The organism is Paenibacillus xylanexedens (assembly GCF_007680605.1).
GTDB classification, from domain to species: domain Bacteria; phylum Bacillota; class Bacilli; order Paenibacillales; family Paenibacillaceae; genus Paenibacillus; species Paenibacillus xylanexedens_B.
The window spans coordinates 482,726-504,615 of record NZ_VEIO01000002.1; the positions used below are offsets into that span (position 1 = coordinate 482,726).

Genomic DNA, 21,890 nt, shown 5'->3' on the forward strand with positions numbered 1-21,890 from the left:
ATGTACATGACTTCTCTGAACGTCAAATCGCCATCATTAATTCAAGCGAAGTCTGATGCGCCCTCCTCTGTCATCATGATGTTGATTCATTTCTTACTGCTCTATCTGTCCATTTATGGTCTGATTTCGATCTACGTTGATAACATTGTGATTCGTTCATTAAAGGATGCGGGCATGTTGCTGCTTGCGGTATACACGCTTGCCCGGGTGTATCGCCAGCAGATTCATTTTCTGAATCTATTCCTGTTTATACTGGCCTCCCTCATCGTGCTCGGATCGTTAAATGTACTTGTCGGTTCCAGCGTGGTCACGTTAGTCTATGGAATCAAAATTACGCTTTTACCGCTGGTGATGTTGTTTGCAGGCATGTTTATGGCCGAGCAGGGTGGAATGTACGCATTTGCCAGAACCAATCTGGTTATTTTTATTATGCTCATTGCAGGATGGTGCGCCCAATATGCGCTGGGTATAGAAAAGTTAATCACTATGGGATTCGTATACGGCGTAAACATCAAAAACTATCTTGAGGGTGTGCCGCGCCTATCCTCCATTACGTACTCCCCGGATGGTTATGCGTATGCCCTGTTAATGACAGGCATCATTGCAGAACAAACCAGGATGGCAGTGAAACACCGTAGCTTTCGCCTGATGATCCAGTTGCTGACGATCGGCTTTTTGCTTTTATCCACGATTCGATCGGCTTTATTGCTCTGGTTTGTATATCAAGTGGTTCTTTTTTTACTTCAGATTCGCAAGTACAGCAAAAAGAATATGTTAGTTCTGGCGGTTGTTTTTCTGACACTGCCTGCAGTTGTGTTTTTCGGAGGCAGGTTCCTGCAATCCAAAAACCTGCTCTCCAGTTCATCCCTGCTTGATCGATTACAGATATGGGGAAGCAGCCTGACCTCGCCATTCACCATGAATGGCATGATCGGCAACGGAATTGGTTCGGTTGGTGCAGCCAGCCGGCGCACACATATGATGGGTCTGAACTCCAGTAATTTTGCAGTGGATAACCAATACTTTTCCTTGTACGAACAGACAGGTTGGATCGGGCTCGCCTATTTTTTGGTGTTATTCATGTGGCTGCTCATCACACTGGTTAGACGAATGAATGCCTCACCTTACTCGGCAGGTTCCAGACTTCCTCAGGTGGCTATAGCCCTCGGCGCAGGAGTGGCTGCGGCATGTATGACGACCAACGTTCTTGAGTTGTTTCCTGCGAACGTTTTTTTCTGGATGTTCATAGGCATAGCTCTGTATCAGCATCGTAATGCAGGTGATATACCATATAAAGCGGGTGAGCGAAAATGAAGGTTTTGCACATCGGAGAATATGTGGTGGGCGGTGTCGCCACGTATTTAAACGAGCTGGTGTCCTACCAGCGTAACCGGTTTGAGGTTTATGTATTGATGAGTGATTATAACTCGGCAAAGGATTTTGATCTGGAGCCAGAACATATCTTTCGTTACAGTTACAAACGCCACCCAAAACACTTTTTCTCAGCGATGAGACAGATTCACCAAGCTATTCGGCGGATCGAACCGGATATTATTCATGTACACAGCTCATTTGCGGGTATGCTCGCAAGGGGCTTGTTTTTTTTCACACCGCGCAAAGCGAGTATCTTTTACTGCTCACATGGCTGGTCTTTTTTGATGGATACCAAACCCCTGCATAAAAAGGCTTATTTCATGATCGAGAAAATACTGGAATTCAAAACAGACTATATCGTGAACATTTCAAAATATGAGATGCAGCAATCGATTCGCATGGGTATGTCCCCAGCCAAATCCCGATTCGTTTACAGTGGCCTGCGTGACCGCAAGTCTCACAAGCCTCACAAGCCTCAAAATCATGAAGAGCAGCCGCAAGTAATTGTGCAAAAAGATCAGGAGCAAAAGGACGACAGCATGATCCGGCTCTTGTTTGTGGGCAGATATGATCGGCAGAAAGGACTGGATCTGTTGCTGGATGCATTCAGGCAGTATCCCGAGCTGCAGCAACGCATTCAGTTATACATCATCGGAGACAGCGTATTGGAAAAAAATGAATGGACCTTTACCGACAATATGATCCGGTTAGGATGGGTCAATAATGCAGAGATTGATCACTATTACGAGCAGTGTGATGCGATTATTATGCCTTCCAGGTGGGAAGGGTTACCCTTGGTCGCGCTGGAAGCGATGAAAAACCACAAACCCGTCATTGCTAGCAACCGGGCCTCATTGCCAGAGCTGGTGACGCATGGCGTTAATGGCTACATCTTTGAACTCGAACGACTCGAAGGGTTGAGAGAGATTCTAATGCAACTCGATAAAGAAACGCTGGCAACCATGGGCGAAGCGGGACATCGGGTGTATAAAGAGAAGTTCAGCTCGGACCGAATGAATGAGGAGTTCGTGAGTCTCTATTACGAAGCGAGAAATGTAGAAGTTAGCTTCCAAACCGCTCAGCCAGCTTCCCGTTTGGAAATTTCTAAGAGAAATGGAGATTAGCATGAATACAATCTATATCAATGCCCGTTTCCTGACACAGACCGTTACCGGGGTTCAGCGATATGCCATTGAACTGGTGAAGGAAATCGATAATTTGATTGACGCTGGAGAAGTGGACGGTACGAAAGTAGAGTTTTGCCTGCTCTCACCCGCGAATGTGGTTACTCATCTTGAACTGAAACATATCCGTCACCGGATCGTTGGCAGACTGAAGGGACATGTGTGGGAACAGCTTGAGTTGCCATTTTACGCGAAAAAAGGATTGCTGATTAACCTGTGTAACACAGGCCCGGCATTCAAACGCAATCAGGTCGTGACGATCCATGACGCTTCTGTATTCAGTTATCCGAAGGCATTTTCCTTCGCGTTTCGGTCATGGTATCAGTTTTTAACGGTCCGCTTAGGCAAGATATCGAAAAAGGTCATTACCGTGTCTAACTTCTCCAAAGGTGAACTGATTCAGCATTGCAAAATTGCCGCGCAGAAAGTATCCGTTACACATCTGGGCATCGATCATATTCATCACAGGCAGGCAGCTCAAGGCACGCTTGAGAAATATGGGATTAACTCCCCGTATGTACTTGCCGTCAGCACGATGAACCCTTACAAAAACTTCAAGCTGATCTTGGAGATTTTACCTCAGGTGAAAGCACAGAATTTGAGTGTTGTCATCGTGGGTTCCAAGAATAGTAAGGTGTTCAGCAATCATGCCGTGAACGATTCGGAGGGTGTGAATTGGGTAGGGTATGTGTCGGATGAGGAGTTAAAAGCGCTCTACGAACATGCCACCGGTTTTATTTTCCCCTCCTTGTACGAAGGGTTTGGCTTGCCGCCACTGGAGGCGATGGCGCTTGGTTGTCCGGTTATCGTGTCTTCCCGCGGTTCGATCCCGGAAGTATGCGGAGAGGCAGGACTGTACTTTGATCCTCATCATCCACAGGAAGCAGCTTCACGTCTAGTAGAGATGATGTCTGATCCGGAGCTTGGGCAGCGAATGTCCATTCAGGGCAAGGAGCACTCAGCCTTCTTCTCCTGGAATAAATGTGCCAAGGATACAGTCAACATTATTATGAGCACGGTGTAAGCATGCCAAATGTATTGTTGTGAGGGAGATAAAGCTATGAACAAAGTGTTTGTTGCGATTGATTTCCCGCCTGAAAAGGGAGGGATTCATGATTATGCCTACGGGCTGATCTCACAGATTCCAGCAGAAGAGACAACGGTGCTGACCAATAAAATAAATAATACCGCAGAGTCCGAGCAGTTTGACCGGAAGAGTGATTTTGAAATCATTCGGAAACGTATTTTTTCGGATTCTAATAAATGGCTGATGATTCTCTCGCAGCTTGTTCTGGTCATGCAGCTGATTCTGTTGAAATGGCGCAAAAAAACAGATGAGATTCATTTTGTGAATATATTCCCGGTTGGCTTAGCCGGTCCATTCATGAAATTCCTTTTTCGAGTAAAATACTTTCCCTATGTTCACGGCCTGGATGTGATGGGGATGGTTAATAGCCGATTATTCCCACTGCTGTTGTTCATTCTGAAGCGTGCGGACAAGGTGATTGCCAATAGCCAGTATACGAAGTCGAAGCTGGTTGAACTGGGGATTTCGGAGTCTCAGATTGTCATTATTCCACCGGGACTTAACGTGAGCAAGCTAAACGCGGATACAGGGAGCCAGGAAGAGTTACGGAATAAGTATGGTCTGCATGGAAAAAAAGTGATGATTACCGTCTCGCGACTTGTGGAACGCAAAGGTCATGATGTCACACTGAAAGCCATGAGTCAGGTTATTAGGCATATTCCTGATCTGAAGTATGTTATCTGCGGAGATGGGCCGTATAAGGGAGAACTCGAACGACTGGTAACTCAATACGGACTCGAATCTGTTGTTATATTTACAGGACGTACTACAGACCATGAGCTTCAGCAATTGTATGAATGTGCGGATCTCTTCATTATGCCAAGCCGGGATATCAAGGAGAAGGGTGACGTGGAAGGGTTCGGGATTGTATTCCTGGAAGCCAACTATTATCGATTACCTGTCATTGCAGGCAACAGTGGCGGTATTCCCGATGCCGTGAAGGACAATATCACCGGTTATCTCGTAGATCCGGTTAATGATCAGGAGATTGCTACACGTATCGAACAATTAATGACCGATGATAGGCTAGCCAGAGCGATGGGGGATAACGGATACGACTGGGTGGTCAACTATTGTCTGTGGTCGCATCGCGGACAGTTGTTGAAGCAATTGGCCTAAATATCAATGTGATTGGGGTGAGAGCATGAGGGCTTCTGTAGCCATTTGTACACACAACAGAGCGGTAGACACTATGCAGGCTGTTGAGAGTGTATTGAAAGGAGATACCGATCCTGCCGATTACGAAATTTTGGTCATAGATAATCATTCGACAGATCATACTAGGGATTTATTTGATTCGTCTCACATGCCGGAGCATGTAAGGTATATTTTTGAACCACAATTAGGCCTTTCTTATGCAAGAAACCGGGCAATCAAGGAAGCAAAAGGTGAGTTTATTTTATTTCTGGATGATGATGCATTGGCATGTCCTGCTTGGATAAACGAAGTCATTAAGATATTTGATATGGATTCCCGGATTGGTTGTGTGGGTGGGAAAATCGTTCCCATATGGGAGGGCGGAAGACCCGAATGGATACCACAAGATATTGTGAGCTTGTACACACTAATGGATTTCTCTGAAAAAGTTGTTGAGATGCCCGCACCTTCTATTCCTTTTGGGGCCAATGTAGCATTCAGAGTGAGTATTTTCGAAAAGTTAGAGCCGTTTAGAGAAGATTTGGGGCGGGTTGGTACAAATCTAATGTCAAGTGAAGAGAGTGAGCTAATCAGTCGAGTCCGCCAAGAACATAAAGTTTTCTACAGTCCATATGCAGTTGTTGAACACAAAATAGCAAAAAGCAGATTAACCAAACGTTGGCTATTACGCCGAGTGTATTGGCAAGGTATAAGTGATGCCACGCGGTATAAGAAAAGTGCATGGGGCGTATTCAAACATACGATAAGAATTGTGCAAGCAGCTCTATTAATCGTCATCTCTTTCAATAATGTGCAGAAAGTCATGAGTGAGATGGCTAAAATATCTTATCGGAACGGCACGATTGTGGGATCTTTCCGAAATGGCAGAGGGCTGAACACCTGATGAACATGGCGATTGCCCGAAAACCAAGGCAGCGAAGCATTATTCAGACCATCGTCATGACAAGCATGGCGAATATTCTCATTATGGCTGTGACCACGCTAACCTCGATTATTACAGCCCGTATGTTCGGAGCGACGGGGAAGGGGGAGCTCGCTGCCGTTTTATTCTGGCCTGCATTTATTTCGGGTCTGGCCGCATTTGGTCTGCCGACCTCGTTAATTTACAACGTCAAAAAAAACAGTCAGCAACTCCCTGTCTATATCAGCATGAGTTTTGCCGTTCAGATTCCGATCAGTATCATCGCTGGGGTGATCAGTTGGTTTGGTATCCCTGTCTGGCTATCCGGATATTCCGAATCCGTCATTACCATTGCACGGTGGTATACCGTATCCATGGTTCCAGTGATGCTGTTCATGGGTGTGCTTGCAGCAGCAGCACAAGGAACCGACAAGTTCCATATTTACAATCTGTCGCGCTTGCTGGCTCCTTTATTAAATCTTGCAGGGTTGGTACTACTGTGGGTAGCGCAGGTATTAACCGTGGAAAGAGCCATTATTATCAGCTTTGCCACCACTATACTGGTGTTGACCTGTTACATGATTGCGATGCGTCAGCAAATATTCAGCTCCGTCAGCAAGCTGGTGGCTCAGATTCGAACAGGGATTCATCTATTCAGCTATGGCCTTCGTGTATATGGGGTAGAGTTGCTGGGCACGCTGTATAGCCAGTTTGACAAAATTATTATTTTGGCTCTACTGACGCCCAAAGATTTCGGGTTATATTCCGTTGTGTTTGCCCTGTCACGCATGTTTAATGTTGTGCAGACGGCAATCACCAATGTGATTTTTCCGAAGGTCGCCGGCATGGAGCAGCAACAGGTGTTGTCTCTTGTTGGCAGAGCTTTTCGCATTAGTATGGTACTTATGACGATCATCATCATACCGAGTATGCTGATTGGTCGTTTTTTTATTGGCTTGTTGTTTGGCCCGGAATTTCTGGAGGCCAGCGGTGTGTTCTATCTGTTATCTCTGGAGTGTATTGTTGGCGGGGGATCATGGATTCTGGCTTCGGCTTTTAATGCGCTCGGGAGACCAGGCGTTATCGTGCTTCGGCAGGTCATTGCACTTGCTGTTACGATTACGTTGTTTTTTGTGCTTACGCCGATGTTCGGATTATACGGTTTAGGGCTGGCGTTGTTGCTTGGTTCCTTCGTCCGTATGCTGATGTCCTTAATATCCGTTTCGATTATATTCAAAATGCCGATGCACAACATGTTATATAACAAGGAAGATATGGCCTTCCTCAAGCAAAAATGGAGAGAAAAAAATGTATTTAAAGGAGCCGGAAGAGATGTCAAACGTGCAAAAGATTCATCCGATGGATGAGTTGAAAAAACGACTTGAATCGATCCTTGAAGTTGTGCCCCCGCGTTCCAAGATCTATTACATTGATTATCCCGTTCACAGCAATTGTGGTGATCTCCTTATTATGAAAGGAACAGAGGCTTTTTTCAAAGACCATCATATTCATGTGTCTCAACGATACAGTGTCCATGACTTTCATGACCAAGTCGAAATTCCACGCGATCATATTATTGTTCTTCATGGCGGCGGGAATTTCGGTGATTTATACGAAGCCCATCAATCTTTAAGGGAACGTATCGTTCAGCATTACCCGCATCATCGAATTGTGATTCTTCCTCAGACAATATTTTATAAGGATCAAGCTATTCTTCAAAGAACTGCATCTGTTTTTGCTCAGCATACAGATCTGCATATCTATGTTCGCGATGAGATATCGTTTCAAATTGCCTCGGATCATTTTGCCAACTGTAAGGTGAACTTAGTTCCTGATATGGCGCACCAATTATGGCCGATGGAGATCCAGCGTAACCCTCGTAAAGAGCGATTGAATTTTTTTAGAACAGATATCGAACAGACAGCAACTCAACAATCTTTGAATTCCATAGAGCAGCACGGAGATTACCTGGATTGGCCCACCTTGTATAACAAATACGAGCGAAAGCTAATCTACTATATCAGTAAAGGGTTGAAGAAACCCGCTTCACGAACGATCTCCCAATTCATATGGATGAAATATAGTGACTACCTTGTAAATAAGGCGGTACGCTGCTTTTCGGATTATCGCATGATTCACACATCCAGATTACATGGTCACATCCTGTCTTGTCTGATGGCGAAGCCTAACCTATTGATTGATAACTCTTATGGGAAGAATTCGGGATATTACCGGATATGGACACATGAAGTGAACACAGCCAATATGGACTCCTCTTCCAAGGCGAGTGCTCCACCCGTGCCCAAGTATATGGAATCAACGGCAACCGTGTAACGGACGAAAAGCCGTCCCGCATCATCTTAAAATATATAGAGTGGAGTGGTTGCATTGAGAATCGTACTTCTCTCCGGTGGATCAGGTAAGCGGTTATGGCCTTTGTCCAACGACACGAGATCCAAGCAATTCCTGAAGGTGCTTGAAGGTGAGGACGGACAGACGGAATCGATGGTACAGCGCGTATGGAGGCAATTGCAGCATACGGGGCTGAGCGGGCAAGCCACGATTGCAACAAGTAAACCGCAGGTGGAGATTTTGCGAAGTCAGTTGGGGTATGAAGTCGATCTGGTGGTGGAGCCAGAACGAAGAGACACCTTTCCCGCAATCGCCTTGGCAGCCGTATATTTGTACTCGGTGCAGGGAGCCAGCTTAAATGAAACGGTAGCCATGCTTCCTGTTGATCCCTATGTGGAGGAGTCCTTCTTTTATAAAGTAACAGAGCTGGAGGACGTGCTGGATGACTCCGGTGCGGAGCTTGCGTTAATTGGAGTGAAACCGACGTATCCTTCGGAAAAGTATGGTTACATCATTCCAGAACGGTCCGAAACTAAAGAAGAACAACGTTACGCCAAAGTATCCCGTTTTCAAGAGAAACCCCGTGAAGCTGAAGCGGCAGAGATGATCGAACAATCTGCCCTTTGGAATTGCGGGGTTTTTGCATTCAAACTCAATTATTTGATCAATCTGCTCATCTCGCTTGAACTGCCTATCCAGTATGAAGAAATGCTGAAACAATACGGAAGATTGCAGAAAATCAGCTTTGATTATCAGGTGGTGGAGAAGGCTCGGCATATTGTGGTTACACCTTACGAGGGGTATTGGAAAGATCTAGGTACATGGAACACGCTGACAGACGAGATGAGTACCAATATCGTGGGCAAAGGTGTCATGACGAACAGCACGGTGAACACACATCTGATTAATGAATTAAACATTCCGGTCTGTGTGCTGGGCGTATCCAACCTGATCGTGGCAACAAGCCCTGATGGCATTCTCGTCAGTGAAAAAGAGGCTAGTCCTCAGATCAAAGAAGTGTTAAAGGACAGCTCTGAGCGCCCTATGTATGAAGAACGTCGCTGGGGCTGTTACCGAGTGCTTGATTACACACGCAATAAAAAAGGCGAAGAAGTATTAACCAAACGCATTATCATCGAGCCCCATAAAAACTTTTCGTACCAGTACCATCTCAAACGAAATGAAGTATGGACCGTTGTCTCAGGAGAAGGAGAGTTCATTATGGACGGCGAGCTCAGACCGCTTCATCAAGGAGATGTCATTGTGATTCCCGCAGGGGGGAAACACAGTGTCAAAGCGTTGAGCGAACTCGAAATTATTGAGGTGCAGATGGGCAGTGAACTGGTGGAAGAGGACATCGTTCGCGTTGAGATGGAATGGGAAGATATTATCCAAAATTGCGTGAATTGGGGGAAAACAAGATGAATATTGCGGTGATTGGAACAGGTTATGTGGGGCTGGTATCAGGGGTTTGTTTTTCGGAGATTGGCAACCAGGTGATCTGTGTAGACAACAATGAGGAAAAAGTACAAATGCTGAATGAGGGCATCGTTCCGATCTACGAACCTGGTCTTAAAGAGTTGATGATTTCCAATATGCAAGCAGGCAAACTTTCTTTTACTTCAAACATCGGTGAAGCGATACACCAGTCAGATATTGTCTTTATAGCCGTAGGCACACCTTCTCTACCAAACGGTGAGGCGAATTTAAGTTATGTAGAGCAAGTGGCTATGGAGATCGGCACCCATCTCGAGAGCTACAAAATCATCGTGACCAAAAGCACGGTTCCTGTAGGCACCAATGACCGCATCCGCGATCTGATTCGCAGCATATCCTCCCAGCCATTTGACGTGGCCTCTGTTCCCGAGTTTTTGCGAGAAGGCTCCGCAATCAAGGATACGCTCAACCCCGACCGGATAGTCATCGGCACCAGCAGTGACCGGGCCATTCAGACGCTAAAGAAACTTCATCGGCCTCTAACAAGCAATCTGATTATTACAGATATCCGCTCAGCGGAGATGATTAAATACGCATCCAATGCATTTCTGGCAACCAAAATATCATTTATTAATGAAATTTCGAATATTTGTGAAAAAGTTGGGGCGGATGTTACACGCGTGGCAGAAGGCATGGGGTACGATAAACGCATCGGGTCTGCTTTTTTGAAGGCAGGTATAGGTTACGGCGGCTCCTGTTTTCCTAAAGATACACAGGCGCTGATCCAGATTGCAGGCATGGTGGATTATGATTTCAGACTGTTGAAATCCGTAGTGCAGGTCAACCAGGACCAACGTATGCAAGTGATCTACAAGCTGGAGGAAGCGTTGGGGTCACTCGCAGGCAAGACAATTGCCATCTGGGGACTGGCGTTTAAACCGGATACCGATGATGTGCGAGACGCACCGGCCATTGATATTGTTCAACATCTTATTGATGCTGGAGCATCGGTCAGAGCCTACGATCCGATTGCAACGGCTAACTTCCGTAAAGAGATCGACATTGCCTCGATTTCGTGGGAGGATAGCCCGCTTCATGCTGCCCAAGACGCGGATGCGCTATGTGTGCTGACGGAATGGAAGGAATTTACCCAGGTTGATCTGACAACCTTAGCCCAAACGATGAAGGAGCCTGTGATGATCGATGGTCGTAATGTGTATAGTGCTGAGCAGATTCAAGCATCTGCCTTCCACTATTATTCTGTCGGACGTCCAGGTCTCGTGAAGGTGGAAGGGAAAGCAACAGCAATTATCTAAATTGCCAGTGAATATCAACAATATGAGTGAGGAAGATCCCCATGAAAAAGTGGATGAAATGGACGGCTTGGATCGTTTCCCTTTTGATCATCGTTGTATTTGGTTATGCGATCTATCTCTATCAATCGGTTAAATCAACCGCTGATCAGATTTATGAGCCTCGTAATCCCGTAAAGCCTGTTTCGGTAACCGATGCCAAGGGCGGACTCCAGGTTGAACTCAATCGTAAAGAGCCCTTTAATGCCTTGATCCTGGGGGTGGATGAGCGCCAGAATGATCGAGGACGTTCAGATACGATGATTGTTCTAAGTGTGAATCCGGGGAAAAAGAAAGTGCTGATGTTTAATATTCCGCGAGATACACGAACGGAAATTGTAGGACGCAACACCGAAGACAAAATCAATCACGCTTACGCCTTTGGGGGCGTGGATATGTCTCTTGCAACAGTTGAACAATTTTTGGGAATTCCCATTCACTATTATATGAAAGTAGATATGGAGGGGTTCTCCAAAATCATTGATCTTGTTGGGGGTGTGGATGTAAACAACCCGTTTGCCTTTGACTATGAGGGTAAACGTTATGAGCAGGGAAACATTCATCTGGATGGTGTCGCTGCTCTCGGGTTCTCCAGAATGCGTTATGATGATCCGAAGGGTGACTTGGGAAGGAATGATCGTCAGCGAGAGGTCCTGAAGCAGATGCTCAAAAATACGATGCAATTCTCCAGTGTGCTTCACCTTCAAAATATGTTAGATGAGCTGGGTACACATGTCAGAACAGATCTGACATTTGATGAGATGAAAGAACTGCTTCTGGATTATCGTAGCGACCTGGAAGAAATCGATACAGTTGAGATCAAGGGAAAAGGCGAGAAAATCAACGGTATTTATTATTTTATTGTAGATCAAGAGGAAAAGGAGCGCATTCACGGATTACTGACGCAGCACCTAGAACAGTAAGGGCAACGTTCGTGAAACAGCAAGGAAAGTGGTGAAAACATTGCTGAATGCGGAGGGAAGAGAAACAAGAAAACAGAAATATCAACGGAAGAATCGTTCGTATAAAATGTTGTTTTGGCTAATGCTGGCAGGGGTCTGGATTGCGATAATCTGGCTGATGTCTTCCCAATCCTATCAACAACAAAATATTCAGCCATGGCTTCAACGTTTGACCAAACAGGTGCACATCGGGGTTACATTGCCCGATGTGCACCTGTTTTATAATGGGCACGAGTATTCACTAAAAGAAAGGCCTTATGCTTTTGTAGAATTCCTCTTTCGCAAGACTGCGCATCTATTAATCTACGCTGTACTCGCAGTATTAATCTATGGCAGTCTGCGTTACAAACGGGTGAGAGGCATAACTTGTATTACGTTGGCGCTGATGTTCGTTGCAGTGATTGCCTCCATTGACGAGTATATCCAACAGTTCAGCCCCAATCGTACGAGTTCAATCTGGGATGTCGGTGTAGACTTGATTGGCGGAAGTTGCGGCATCGCGGTTTATACAGGAATTCGAGCTTTGCTGGGTAGGAGACATCATTGATTTCCCAGGAAATGCAGTGTGTAGTCCAGGCATAGCTTCTACTTGTTTGCAAACCATCATACATATGGGGTAGGCAGGACAAGGGGGCTGAATGATGCTAAGAAGAAGAAACCGTAATGCACTGTTCAAAAAAAGCGGACTTATTTTATTTGTAGTGCTTTTGCTGTGGCTGATTATCAGGAGTGTACCTGCACTGTTTCGTGCAGATGCGCCTGCAGAGGCTGCTGCTGTGGCAGAAGAGTTTTACAAATACGAGCAAACGGGTGACTTCGGAAGCTCCTGGGAGCTTTTTCATCCTTTAATGAAAGAGCGATTTCCGAAGAGTGCCTATGTGCAGAATAGAGCTCACATTTTTATGCAGCATTTTGGTGTGCAGACGTTTGAACTGGAGATGGAGCCGCCAGAGCGGGAGTTTGATGTGGAGATCGTTCAGGGCGTGAAGCCCTTTCCCGAAGCATACAAAATCAAAGTTATACAAACGTATTCCGGAACCTTTGGGAAGTTTGATCTTGTGCAGATCTGTTACCTTGTACAGGATGGTAAGCAGTGGACGCTGTTATGGTACTACCCGGATGATAGGAAACACAACACTGAAACTTCATCGTGATGCATGATAGGATACAATATCAGGATGAGAAATAAATATTACATATAATGTAATGTAAATGGAGGTTGAGTATACCGTTTTGTATCATTAGTCCTTGATCAAGCGCTATAAATGCGAGACTTTTGTCGCATTTATAGCGTTTTTTTGAATTTTCAACCTAAATCCATGCTTAAAAAGCTTGACAATAGTCCCGGTGTCAAGTAAATTACGAATTAGGATACAAAATGTATCAATTTTCAGCGTCTAACGACAAATAACAGGGACTAGAGACTCCCTGTGAGGGGAAGGTATTCCATTGAATGAAACGGGCCGCTTTTACTGTGTCAGTTGTGGGATGATTGTGTCGGTCGCTAGAGACGCCGCCCAGAAGCCAGAGGGCAATGGAGGCAATCACGTGTTTCGTACTGGATTTTACCGGAGTGAAATGCCACTTGGATGCTGTGAGGCGTGTGTAGTTGAGTCAAAACGAGAAGGTAAGTCCCAGTTTGCAGGACAATATACTAAAGATTATGATACACTATGCTCATATGAGAAACGGGCATGAAGTAAGCCCGTACATGAAGGAGAGGATTGAATGCAGCAGGAGCCGGTCGTCCGACTTCAAGGCGTCAGTAAAATCATTTCCTCCCGATCATTGGTCAGCGACCTGACCCTGGATATTTCTCCGGGGCAGGTTTTTGGTTTTTTAGGACCGAATGGCGCGGGGAAAACAACAACCATTCGAATGATGGTAGGTCTGATGTCCATTAGTAAAGGAGATATCTTCATTTCCGGACACAGTGTGAAGAATGAGTTTGAACAGGCCATAGCCCAGGTGGGGGCGATCGTAGAAAATCCGGAAATGTACAAGTTTCTGACCGGGTATCAGAATCTGGTGCATTTTGCCCGCATGTCACCTGGTGTTACCAAGGAACGTATTGCGGAGACCATTGAACGTGTAGGCCTGACAGCTCGTATTCACGACAAAGTTAAAACCTATTCTTTGGGTATGCGTCAGCGCCTTGGTGTCGCGCAGGCTATATTACATAGACCCAAGCTGCTTGTACTGGATGAGCCAACGAATGGTCTCGACCCTCAAGGCATAAGGGAGCTTAGAGACTATCTGCGTCTTCTCACCCGTGAAGAGGGAATTACAGTTTTCGTATCAAGTCACCTCTTGTCCGAGATGGAATTGATGTGTGACACCGTGGCTATCATTCAGAACGGTAAACTGATTGATGTTCGCAATTTGCGAGATGAGCAAGGTTCAGATGCTTTAATCGAAGTTGCATTTGAAGTGAATGATGCGGAACGTGCTATTCAGCTGCTGGAGGGCGAGGCAACCATTCGGGGGAATGTTATCGTGCTGTCTCTCTCAAGGGAACAGATTCCTGAAATTAATGCCAAGCTGGTTCGTGAAGGCGTACAGGTTTACGGCATTCGCAACGTGACTCGAACGCTGGAAGATCAATTTTTGCAAGTGACTGGAGGTGGCGGTATTGGGTAGTTTCGGCAATCTGTTGCTGAATGAAAATATGAAGGTATTCCGTCGTGTGCGTACCTGGGTCATGTTAGCTATTCTTGCCCTAATCTCGTTGTTAATGCCCGTGTTAATGAGGGAAGGTATGGGGTCGAGTGACGCTTTTTATTGGCAGCCGGCGGTTACAACGGTTCAGATCGCATTTTTCCTGAATACGATTTTTTGTGTGGTCATTGCAGCGGAATCGGTAGCGGGTGAGTTTACATGGGGAACTATTAAACTGCTGTTGATCCGTCCGTGGTCACGCAGCAAGATTCTAGCTTCCAAATATCTGACTGTAGTCGGCTTCAGTATATTGAGCACTTTACTGGTCATTGGTATGGCGATGCTCAGCTCGTATGTTCTGTTCTCTCATGATGCTCCGGTGGAGAGCAGTATAATGGCAGCTAATGCGTTTACGAGATGGGGATATCTGTATATCGATCTGTTTATTACACTCGCAATTGCATTTATGGTATCGTCTGTATTTCGTTCGGGTGCGCTTGCGATTGGTCTGTCTCTGTTCATTATGTTCACGCAAAACATTTTTTCGCTAATCTTCAATCCAGATCGTTATGAATGGGCCAAATACGTTTTGTTCAACAATATGGATCTGAGCAAATATATGAACGCTTCATCCGATATGGGTTTAATCAATGGTCCGAGTGATGGGATGACTCTGGGGTTCTCCTTGGCCGTTCTCGCTGTATACTACGTCATCTTTATGGCGATATCATGGGTTGTGTTCAACAAAAGAGATGTGGCAGGTTAATTCCTGCCTCTTTTTTGTGTTTTCGTGAGGCATAGCTGTCTATTCAGGGTACATACTGGTATTGTAATGTTAGAATCATATTATCGTCGCAGTCACTTTGGCAGGGCAGCGCATGGAGGGATCATGTTTCTTGATTAACAACAAATTTTACCGCATATGCACGGCAATTATTTTACTGTTGCTGATCGTGTATTTGGGGGATAAAGTCAACTTTATTTTCCGCCCTCTCACTTCGCTGGTTCATATCATTATTATCCCGCTCCTGATCGCAGGATTTTTCTACTATCTGTTGCGTCCGCTCGTGGACTTCATGGAACGGCATAAAATAAAAAGGGCACTGTCTGTCCTGATTATTTATGTGGCTGTGGGACTCCTCATTGCAGGATTCAGCGTTCTCGTGTGGCCTTCCCTGCGGGAGCAGTTATGGAATTTTATCGAAAATACACCTAAGCTTGTTTCATCTCTTGTAGAGCAGATTAAAGCACTGGAAAACAATCGTTTTCTTGCCCGTTACCTGCCTGAGAATTCGGACTTGTTTACCAGATTGTCCGAGTATTTAAGTCAGGGGATTACGCAGGTTACGGATTATGTCTCTGGTCTGTTTTCCGTCGTGTCCAACCTGGTCATTATTTTGGCAACATTTCCGATTATGCTCTATTACATGCTCAAGGAAGGCAGCAAATTCGGAACCAACTTGACGCTGTTGTTGCCGAGACATTATCGGAAAGACGGCGAAGAAACGGTTCATGAAATTGATGAAGCTCTGAGCAATTATATTGTGGGCCGGGTTATCGTTAATGTTGCGCTAGGTATTCTTATGTTTATTGGCTTCCTTATCATTGGCTTGCCTTATGCATTGTTGTTGACAGTTGTATCCATTATTCTTAACTTCATCCCTTATGTGGGAGCATTGCTGGCTGCAATTCCTGTTGTGATCGTTGCTTTTATCGACTCGCCTTCCATGGCGCTCTGGTCTCTGATCATTATCGTTGTTGCACAGCAAATTCAGGATAATCTGATCTCCCCGTATGTCTATGGCAAGCAACTTGATATCCATCCGTTGACCACGGTGATCCTGCTGCTCGTTGGAGCCGACCTGGGTAACATTCTAGGAATGATTATTATCATTCCGCTATACATGATACTTAAGATTATATTTCGGAAGATCCAGAACCGGATTGTTGAAGATCGAGCAGTTTCCTGATGAGTTTGGGATGCTTCACCTGTCAGTATAGAGAAAAGGTCTATCCTCGTCAGAAGTGACGGAGGACAGACCTTTTAATCAAACGTTTGTTTCTTTCTCGTCTTCATCGGTGTAGTCTGACATGTTCAGGGGTTCTTTCGGGACGATCGCGACCTTGTAGAAGCGATTTTTATCTTTTTCCAGCAGGACAAAGGTCAGGTTCTCATATTCATACTCTTCCTGTTCGTTCATCTCCGGACGGTGGCTGTATAGCCATCCACCAATCGTATCCCACTCGTCCGCATCAAGCGAAGCCGTGAACATATCGTTGACCTTGGACAGCGAAACCTTACCATCCATGATGATATAATGCTCATTCACAATCTGAATTTCTTCTTCTTCGTCTGCATCGAACTCATCGCGAATCTCACCAACAATCTGCTCGAGTACGTCTTCGATCGTTACTATACCCGAAGTGCCCCCATACTCATCGACGAGAACAGCAATATGCACGCCATCCTTCTGCATTTTTTTGAGCAAATCTTTAACCGGAGTTGTCTCATGAACAGCCGAAACGGGCTGAATGAGGGAAGACAGGTCGACAGGTTCATCATTACCATATAGTTCTAAGAAAAATTGTTTCGTATTAATGATACCGATAATGTCGTCTTTGCTCTCATTAACGACTGGAAAACGGGTGTATTGCTCTTCACGAATAATTTCGAGATTTTCCTCGTTCGTTTTATTTAGATAAAGGCAGACCATATCAGTCCGGGGAACCATGATCTCTTTGGCTAACATCTCATCAAATGCAAAAATTCGGCTAACATACCCAAATTCCGCCTGATTGATTTTCCCGCTCTCAAAGCTCTCATTAATAATGATCTGGAGCTCTTCTTCGGAGTGCGCTTCTTCATGTTCTGAAGCAGGCTTGATGCCAAACAATTTGACCAGTTGGTTCGCAGAGCCGTTTAACAGCCAGATAAAAGGATACATCACTCGGTTAAACCAGATGATAGGGCCAGACGTCAGCAGGGCGACAGTCTCGGCTTTACGAATCGCTATCGTTTTGGGTGCAAGCTCACCCACAACAACGTGTAAATAGGTGATCGCAACAAAGGCAATGACAAATGACAAGAATGAAGCGAGTGCATCCGGGATACTCATGCTTTCGAACACCGGGTGAAGGATTTTCTCTACCGTGGGTTCACCGAGCCAGCCTAGTCCGAGAGACGTAATCGTAATCCCGAGCTGACAAGCAGACAGATATCCGTCCAGGTTAGCGACGGCCTGTTTCACAGCGAGCGCCCGTTTGTTCCCTTCTGCAATCATTTGATCAATTCGGCTTGGACGAACCCGTACCAGAGCGAACTCCACTGCCACAAAAAATGCCGATAACCCTATCAATAATGCAACCAAAACCAAATTTAACGCATACCTCTCACTGTCCATTCACTACTCTTCTCCTTTTATGTAATAAGTTTTAACGAGTATTATATCTAATTTTACGTAAGAAGACCACCTTTGCCGGAAGAAAAGAGGAAGAGTCTGGAAAGGGATTTATGCAAAACAGTGTTGAAGTTAGGTTATGTAAAGTTTTATCTAAGTATTCGTTACGATTGTGGTCTACATTGGGTATCTATGATTAGCTGGGAACAATATCGTCAAAGCTGGTTAGAATGAAGCAAGGCAAAGCTAGTGAGCGAGATAACGGAATTTTACAAAACTGATCATAAAAATATTAGAGCGTATGTATTAAGGGGGAGGCCGCATGTTCTGGCTGGTCGTTATTTTACTTGTTTTTATCTTTCAAGCGGCTACGATTCTCGTGCTGGAGTTCCGCAATCCGGCCAAAGCAGTGGCTTGGCTGTTCATCTTGTTTTGCGTGCCCTTAATCGGATTTGTTGTGTATTATTTCGTGGCCCAGGACTATAGTAAACGCAAAAAACTGCGAAAGGGTGGGTCGCGCATCTTCAGGGAGATGCGCGAAACAATCTGGAAACAGGCGCACATTATAGAAGAGGTTTCCCAAATGCCAGGGGATCGATATAATCACCAGCACCGTTTATTCAATTTGTTATCGCATTTGTCCGAGAGCCCGATTACGGGATGTAACCGGAGTAAAGTGCTGACCAATGGGGAAGAGGCTTTTGCGGCTATGCTGAGAGAGATGGAAAAGGCGAAGCACCATCTGCATGTCGAGTTCTATATTTTCAGAGATGATGTGATCGGTACTCGCTTTCAACAGATGATGATTCGTAAAGCGCAGGAGGGAGTTAAAGTCAGGTTCATCTGCGACGGGCTTGGCAGTCATAACCTGAGCTGGAGTTTTATCCGCAAGCTTCAGGATGCGGGTGTTGAGTTTCACTTTTTTCTGCCACCGCTCATTGCTACCATTGATCGCAGAGTCAATTACCGAAACCACCGTAAAATTGTAGTTGTGGACGGGAAGGTTGGTTTTGTCGGCGGTATTAACGTCGGAGATGACTATCTGGGTCAATACCCGGAGGTCGGATTTTGGCGAGACACCCATGTGCAGATTGAAGGAGATGCTGTCTATTTCCTGCAAAGCACGTTTCTTAACGACTGGAAACTGGCCTCCGGAAAACGGATTATGGAGCCGCAGCTCGGAGAGTTGTTTCCACCTCATATTTGCAGCGGCGGAGAACGAATCCAGATTCTAGGGAGCGGACCTGATCAAGATTGGGACGCCATTCAGGAGATGTGTTTTGGGGCGATCTCAGTAGCCTGTGAACGGATATATATTACAACACCGTATTTCATTCCTGATCCAGCTCTTTACGAGGCTCTAAAGACCGCTGCGGTCAGTGGAGTAGATGTGCGAATTGTTATTCCGTATCAGTCCGATTCACGGTTAGTGCATCTGGCATCTCTTTCTTATGTTGAAGAGTTGCTACGTGCCGGGGTGAAATTTTATCAATACCGCAAAGGTTTTGTACATGCAAAAGTGATGATTGTCGATGAACTGCTGGCGACAGTAGGGACGGCCAACATGGACATGCGCAGTTTCTTTTATAATTTTGAATTGACCGCTGTATTGTTTGAAAGCTCTGCGATTCATCGTCTGATGCATGATTTTGAACGTGACCTAGAGGAGTGCAGCCAGATAGATACCTTCGAATTCCAACATCGCTCACGTCTGCAAAAAGGGGCAGAAATGCTTTCTCGCATGCTTTCTCCGCTTCTTTAGCCGATTTAGGGCAGATTTCCGAAGATAAATTCACTTTATTTGAATTTATCTTCTTTTTGCTAAGTATTTTGCTCCAATTTGATCTTTTATGATATAATAGTTATATAAATCATGTCGTGACGAAGGAGGGGAGTCTGGGGAAACAGGCTCCCTTTTGCTCTCTTTTGGAAGTGTGATCCGGCAAGCAGTACATCTTGAATCTATTTTATATCGCCTTTAGATGCCCGTATGATGTTGGGTTAAAGTACATGAAGAATACAGTTTGGCTCGTTTTCTACATGGAGCTTCCCCGTGGAGTAATTTAATGGATATATAAAATGGATTCACATTCTGATTTTACGGGGGGGGATACCATGTCCAATGTAACGGTGAAAGAATTAACGGCCAAGCAAGCCGACCGCGGCGTCAAAAGCTCGGTGTTTACGCTGAAATTTCTGCAACGTATTGTAATGATCCTGATCGGTGCTGTGCTCATGGCCGTATCGCTTGAAGTATTCCTCGTGCCAAACGGCGTCATCGACGGCGGTATCACGGGGATCTCGATTATGGTTTCAGAGCTTACACATCTGCCGCTGGGGATATTTCTGACTTTGCTCAATATGCCTTTTCTAATCCTTGGTTACAAGCAGATCGGTAAGACCTTTGCGTTATCTACTTTGCTGGGGATCGTCGTGATGTCTATCGGCACGTCCCTACTGCACAAAGTTCCGGCACTAACACCCGGTGAACCACTTCTGGGTGCTGTATTCGGCGGATTGATCCTGGGTGTGGGGGTAGGTCTCGTTATTCGTTCAGGTGGTTCGCTGGATGGTACAGAGATCGTTGCTATTCTGTTTAGCGAGAAATCACCGCTGTCTGTGGGACAGATCGTATTGATTATTAACGTATTTATTTTCGCGGGTGCTGGATTCGTATTCGGCTGGCCGAACGCTTTGTACTCGATGATTGCCTATTATATTGCCATGAAGATGATTGATATCGTGAATGAAGGACTGGATCAGTCCAAGTCGGTCTGGATCATCAGTGAGAAGTATCGCGATATCGGTTCCGCGTTGACAGATCGTCTCGGACGTGGTGTAACGTATCTGGACGGAGAAGGCGGATTCAGCGGGGATGAGAAAAAGATCATTTTTGTTGTCATCACTCGTCTGGAAGAAGCCAAGCTGAAGTCCATTGTTGAGGACTGGGATCCGCAAGCTTTTGTGGCTATCGGTAACATTCACGATGTGAAGGGCGGACGCTTCAAGAAAAAAGGCATCCATTAGCGGAACTTTCTGCTCGATATGACACAAGGGTTATTAAACAACTAGAGGAAGAAATATTTTTCTACTATACTAATAAGCCGATATCCTGAATCACCGGATATCGGCTATTTTTTCTTGAGATGTTTCAGAATCAGCTCCATAGGCTGCGGAGGCACGGCTGCAATCAGGTCGCCAACGGTTGTCAGACGTTCAATAATATTCATGAGGTGATAATCCTGAATAGAGACATCACGACGGACCTCATCCCAAGTCAGGGGAGTGGAGACGGTTCCCTGTGGCTTGGCGCGAGGGGTATAGGGAGCAGCCAATGTTTTGCCGCCATAATGCTGGAGATAATCAAAGTAAATTCGATCGCCCCGATCTTTTTTGAGCCGTTCCAGCGTAAACAAATCAGGATGTTTTTGCGTGACATATTTACCTACAAAATGACCGATATCGCGCAGTTCATCGAATGTTACACCCGGAGTAATCGGCACAATAATTTGAACACCTGTGGCGCCAGAGGTCTTGGGAACGGATTGCAATCCGAGAGAGGACAATGTTTCACCAACAATCAAGGCGGCCTGCATGATCCGCGGCTCGTGCTCCATCGAAGGGTCGAGATCAATCATCCATTCACAGGGTAGGGTACTGTGGATCGCATGAAGTGAAGGATGGAATTCAAGTGCGGCCAAATTTCCTAACCAGAGAAGTTCAGGTAGCCCGTTCATGACAATATACCGTATACCTTCATGATCCTGTGTATGAACGAAATCAGGCACGGGCTCCGGAGCATTTTTTTGATAAAAGAACGTATCGCCAGCGCCATGAGGGTATCGAATGGTTGTTAACAAACGGTTACGTGTGTAGGTTAACAGATATGGGGCCAGGGCAGCCAGCTTTTGCAGATAGATGGCTTTGGTTATCCCTGCTTCTGGCCATAACAGCTTGTCTGGATTCGTAACCGTGAGTTCTACGCCCTCAATCATGATGGAGCCTTTGATTTTGTGTGGCATTGTGC

General features: G+C 45.5%; 19 protein-coding genes. 17 read left to right on the plus strand and 2 right to left on the minus strand.

Translation table 11 applies throughout. The annotated features are described in order from the left end of the window. The 15 genes from FS818_RS16700 (at position 1) to FS818_RS16770 (ending at position 16,435) form a co-directional block, all read left to right on the plus strand. The gene (locus tag FS818_RS16700; RefSeq protein WP_145333259.1) at positions 1-1,314 is read left to right on the plus strand and encodes an O-antigen ligase family protein; all 1,314 of its coding nucleotides are present in this window, start codon (positions 1-3) and stop codon (positions 1,312-1,314) included. Beyond that, positions 1,311-2,498 carry a glycosyltransferase gene (locus FS818_RS16705; protein WP_145333260.1) on the plus strand — a complete coding sequence of 396 codons (1,188 nt, stop codon included), beginning with the start codon at positions 1,311-1,313 and terminating at the stop codon, positions 2,496-2,498. Before FS818_RS16700 ends, FS818_RS16705 begins: the two co-directional genes overlap by 4 nt. Position 2,499: 1 nt before the next feature. Beyond that, on the plus strand, positions 2,500-3,582 hold the full coding sequence (locus FS818_RS16710) for a glycosyltransferase family 4 protein (RefSeq protein WP_186331441.1): 1,083 nt from the start codon (positions 2,500-2,502) through the stop codon (positions 3,580-3,582). A gap of 36 nt (positions 3,583-3,618) precedes the next feature. Further along, on the plus strand, positions 3,619-4,764 hold the full coding sequence (locus tag FS818_RS16715; protein ID WP_186375515.1) for a glycosyltransferase family 4 protein: 1,146 nt from the start codon (positions 3,619-3,621) through the stop codon (positions 4,762-4,764). 25 nt (positions 4,765-4,789) lie between these two features. Then, entirely contained in the window at positions 4,790-5,686 is an 897-nt protein-coding gene (locus FS818_RS16720; RefSeq protein WP_145333263.1) for a glycosyltransferase, read from the plus strand. Further along, positions 5,686-7,071, plus strand: coding sequence for a lipopolysaccharide biosynthesis protein (locus FS818_RS16725; protein WP_145333264.1), 1,386 nt, complete (start codon positions 5,686-5,688; stop codon positions 7,069-7,071). Before FS818_RS16720 ends, FS818_RS16725 begins: the two co-directional genes overlap by 1 nt. Further along, a complete protein-coding gene (locus FS818_RS16730; RefSeq protein WP_145333265.1) occupies positions 7,037-8,038 on the plus strand; it encodes a polysaccharide pyruvyl transferase family protein in 1,002 nt (333 codons plus the stop codon). Before FS818_RS16725 ends, FS818_RS16730 begins: the two co-directional genes overlap by 35 nt. Positions 8,039-8,092: 54 nt before the next feature. After that, a complete protein-coding gene (locus tag FS818_RS16735) occupies positions 8,093-9,481 on the plus strand; it encodes a sugar phosphate nucleotidyltransferase (RefSeq protein WP_145333266.1) in 1,389 nt (462 codons plus the stop codon). Continuing rightward, the gene (locus FS818_RS16740) at positions 9,478-10,809 is read left to right on the plus strand and encodes a UDP-glucose dehydrogenase family protein (RefSeq protein WP_145333267.1); all 1,332 of its coding nucleotides are present in this window, start codon (positions 9,478-9,480) and stop codon (positions 10,807-10,809) included. The genes FS818_RS16735 and FS818_RS16740 overlap by 4 nt, the downstream gene beginning before the upstream one ends. Positions 10,810-10,850: 41 nt before the next feature. Further along, complete coding sequence (locus FS818_RS16745) at positions 10,851-11,768, plus strand: LCP family glycopolymer transferase (RefSeq protein WP_145333268.1); 918 nt, start codon at positions 10,851-10,853, stop codon at positions 11,766-11,768. 106 nt (positions 11,769-11,874) lie between these two features. Continuing rightward, positions 11,875-12,354 (plus strand): VanZ family protein, encoded by a 480-nt coding sequence (locus tag FS818_RS16750; RefSeq protein WP_145411995.1) that lies wholly within the window; start codon positions 11,875-11,877, stop codon positions 12,352-12,354. Between the two features lie 94 nt (positions 12,355-12,448). Further along, positions 12,449-12,961 (plus strand): hypothetical protein, encoded by a 513-nt coding sequence (locus tag FS818_RS16755; RefSeq protein WP_145333270.1) that lies wholly within the window; start codon positions 12,449-12,451, stop codon positions 12,959-12,961. Positions 12,962-13,535: 574 nt separating this feature from the next. Further along, positions 13,536-14,447 (plus strand): ABC transporter ATP-binding protein, encoded by a 912-nt coding sequence (locus tag FS818_RS16760; protein ID WP_145333271.1) that lies wholly within the window; start codon positions 13,536-13,538, stop codon positions 14,445-14,447. Then, entirely contained in the window at positions 14,440-15,231 is a 792-nt protein-coding gene (locus tag FS818_RS16765; RefSeq protein WP_145333272.1) for an ABC transporter permease, read from the plus strand. Before FS818_RS16760 ends, FS818_RS16765 begins: the two co-directional genes overlap by 8 nt. 130 nt (positions 15,232-15,361) lie before the next feature. Next, on the plus strand, positions 15,362-16,435 hold the full coding sequence (locus FS818_RS16770) for an AI-2E family transporter (protein WP_260989896.1): 1,074 nt from the start codon (positions 15,362-15,364) through the stop codon (positions 16,433-16,435). Between the two features lie 78 nt (positions 16,436-16,513). Here the strand turns inward: FS818_RS16770 and FS818_RS16775 are convergent, their stop codons facing one another. Continuing rightward, positions 16,514-17,866 carry a hemolysin family protein gene (locus FS818_RS16775; RefSeq protein WP_145333274.1) on the minus strand — a complete coding sequence of 451 codons (1,353 nt, stop codon included), beginning with the start codon at positions 17,864-17,866 and terminating at the stop codon, positions 16,514-16,516. 319 nt (positions 17,867-18,185) lie between these two features. Between FS818_RS16775 and cls the strand changes: the two genes are divergently transcribed. Both cls and FS818_RS16785 read left to right on the plus strand, forming a co-directional pair. Continuing rightward, the gene (gene cls, locus FS818_RS16780; protein ID WP_145333275.1) at positions 18,186-19,625 is read left to right on the plus strand and encodes a cardiolipin synthase; all 1,440 of its coding nucleotides are present in this window, start codon (positions 18,186-18,188) and stop codon (positions 19,623-19,625) included. 353 nt (positions 19,626-19,978) lie between these two features. After that, positions 19,979-20,890 carry a YitT family protein gene (locus FS818_RS16785; RefSeq protein ID WP_145333276.1) on the plus strand — a complete coding sequence of 304 codons (912 nt, stop codon included), beginning with the start codon at positions 19,979-19,981 and terminating at the stop codon, positions 20,888-20,890. 104 nt (positions 20,891-20,994) lie between these two features. On the opposite strand, the gene ligD is transcribed toward FS818_RS16785, so the two are convergent. Then, positions 20,995-21,885 carry a non-homologous end-joining DNA ligase gene (ligD, locus tag FS818_RS16790; RefSeq protein WP_145333277.1) on the minus strand — a complete coding sequence of 297 codons (891 nt, stop codon included), beginning with the start codon at positions 21,883-21,885 and terminating at the stop codon, positions 20,995-20,997. Between the last annotated feature and the right edge of the window lie 5 nt (positions 21,886-21,890).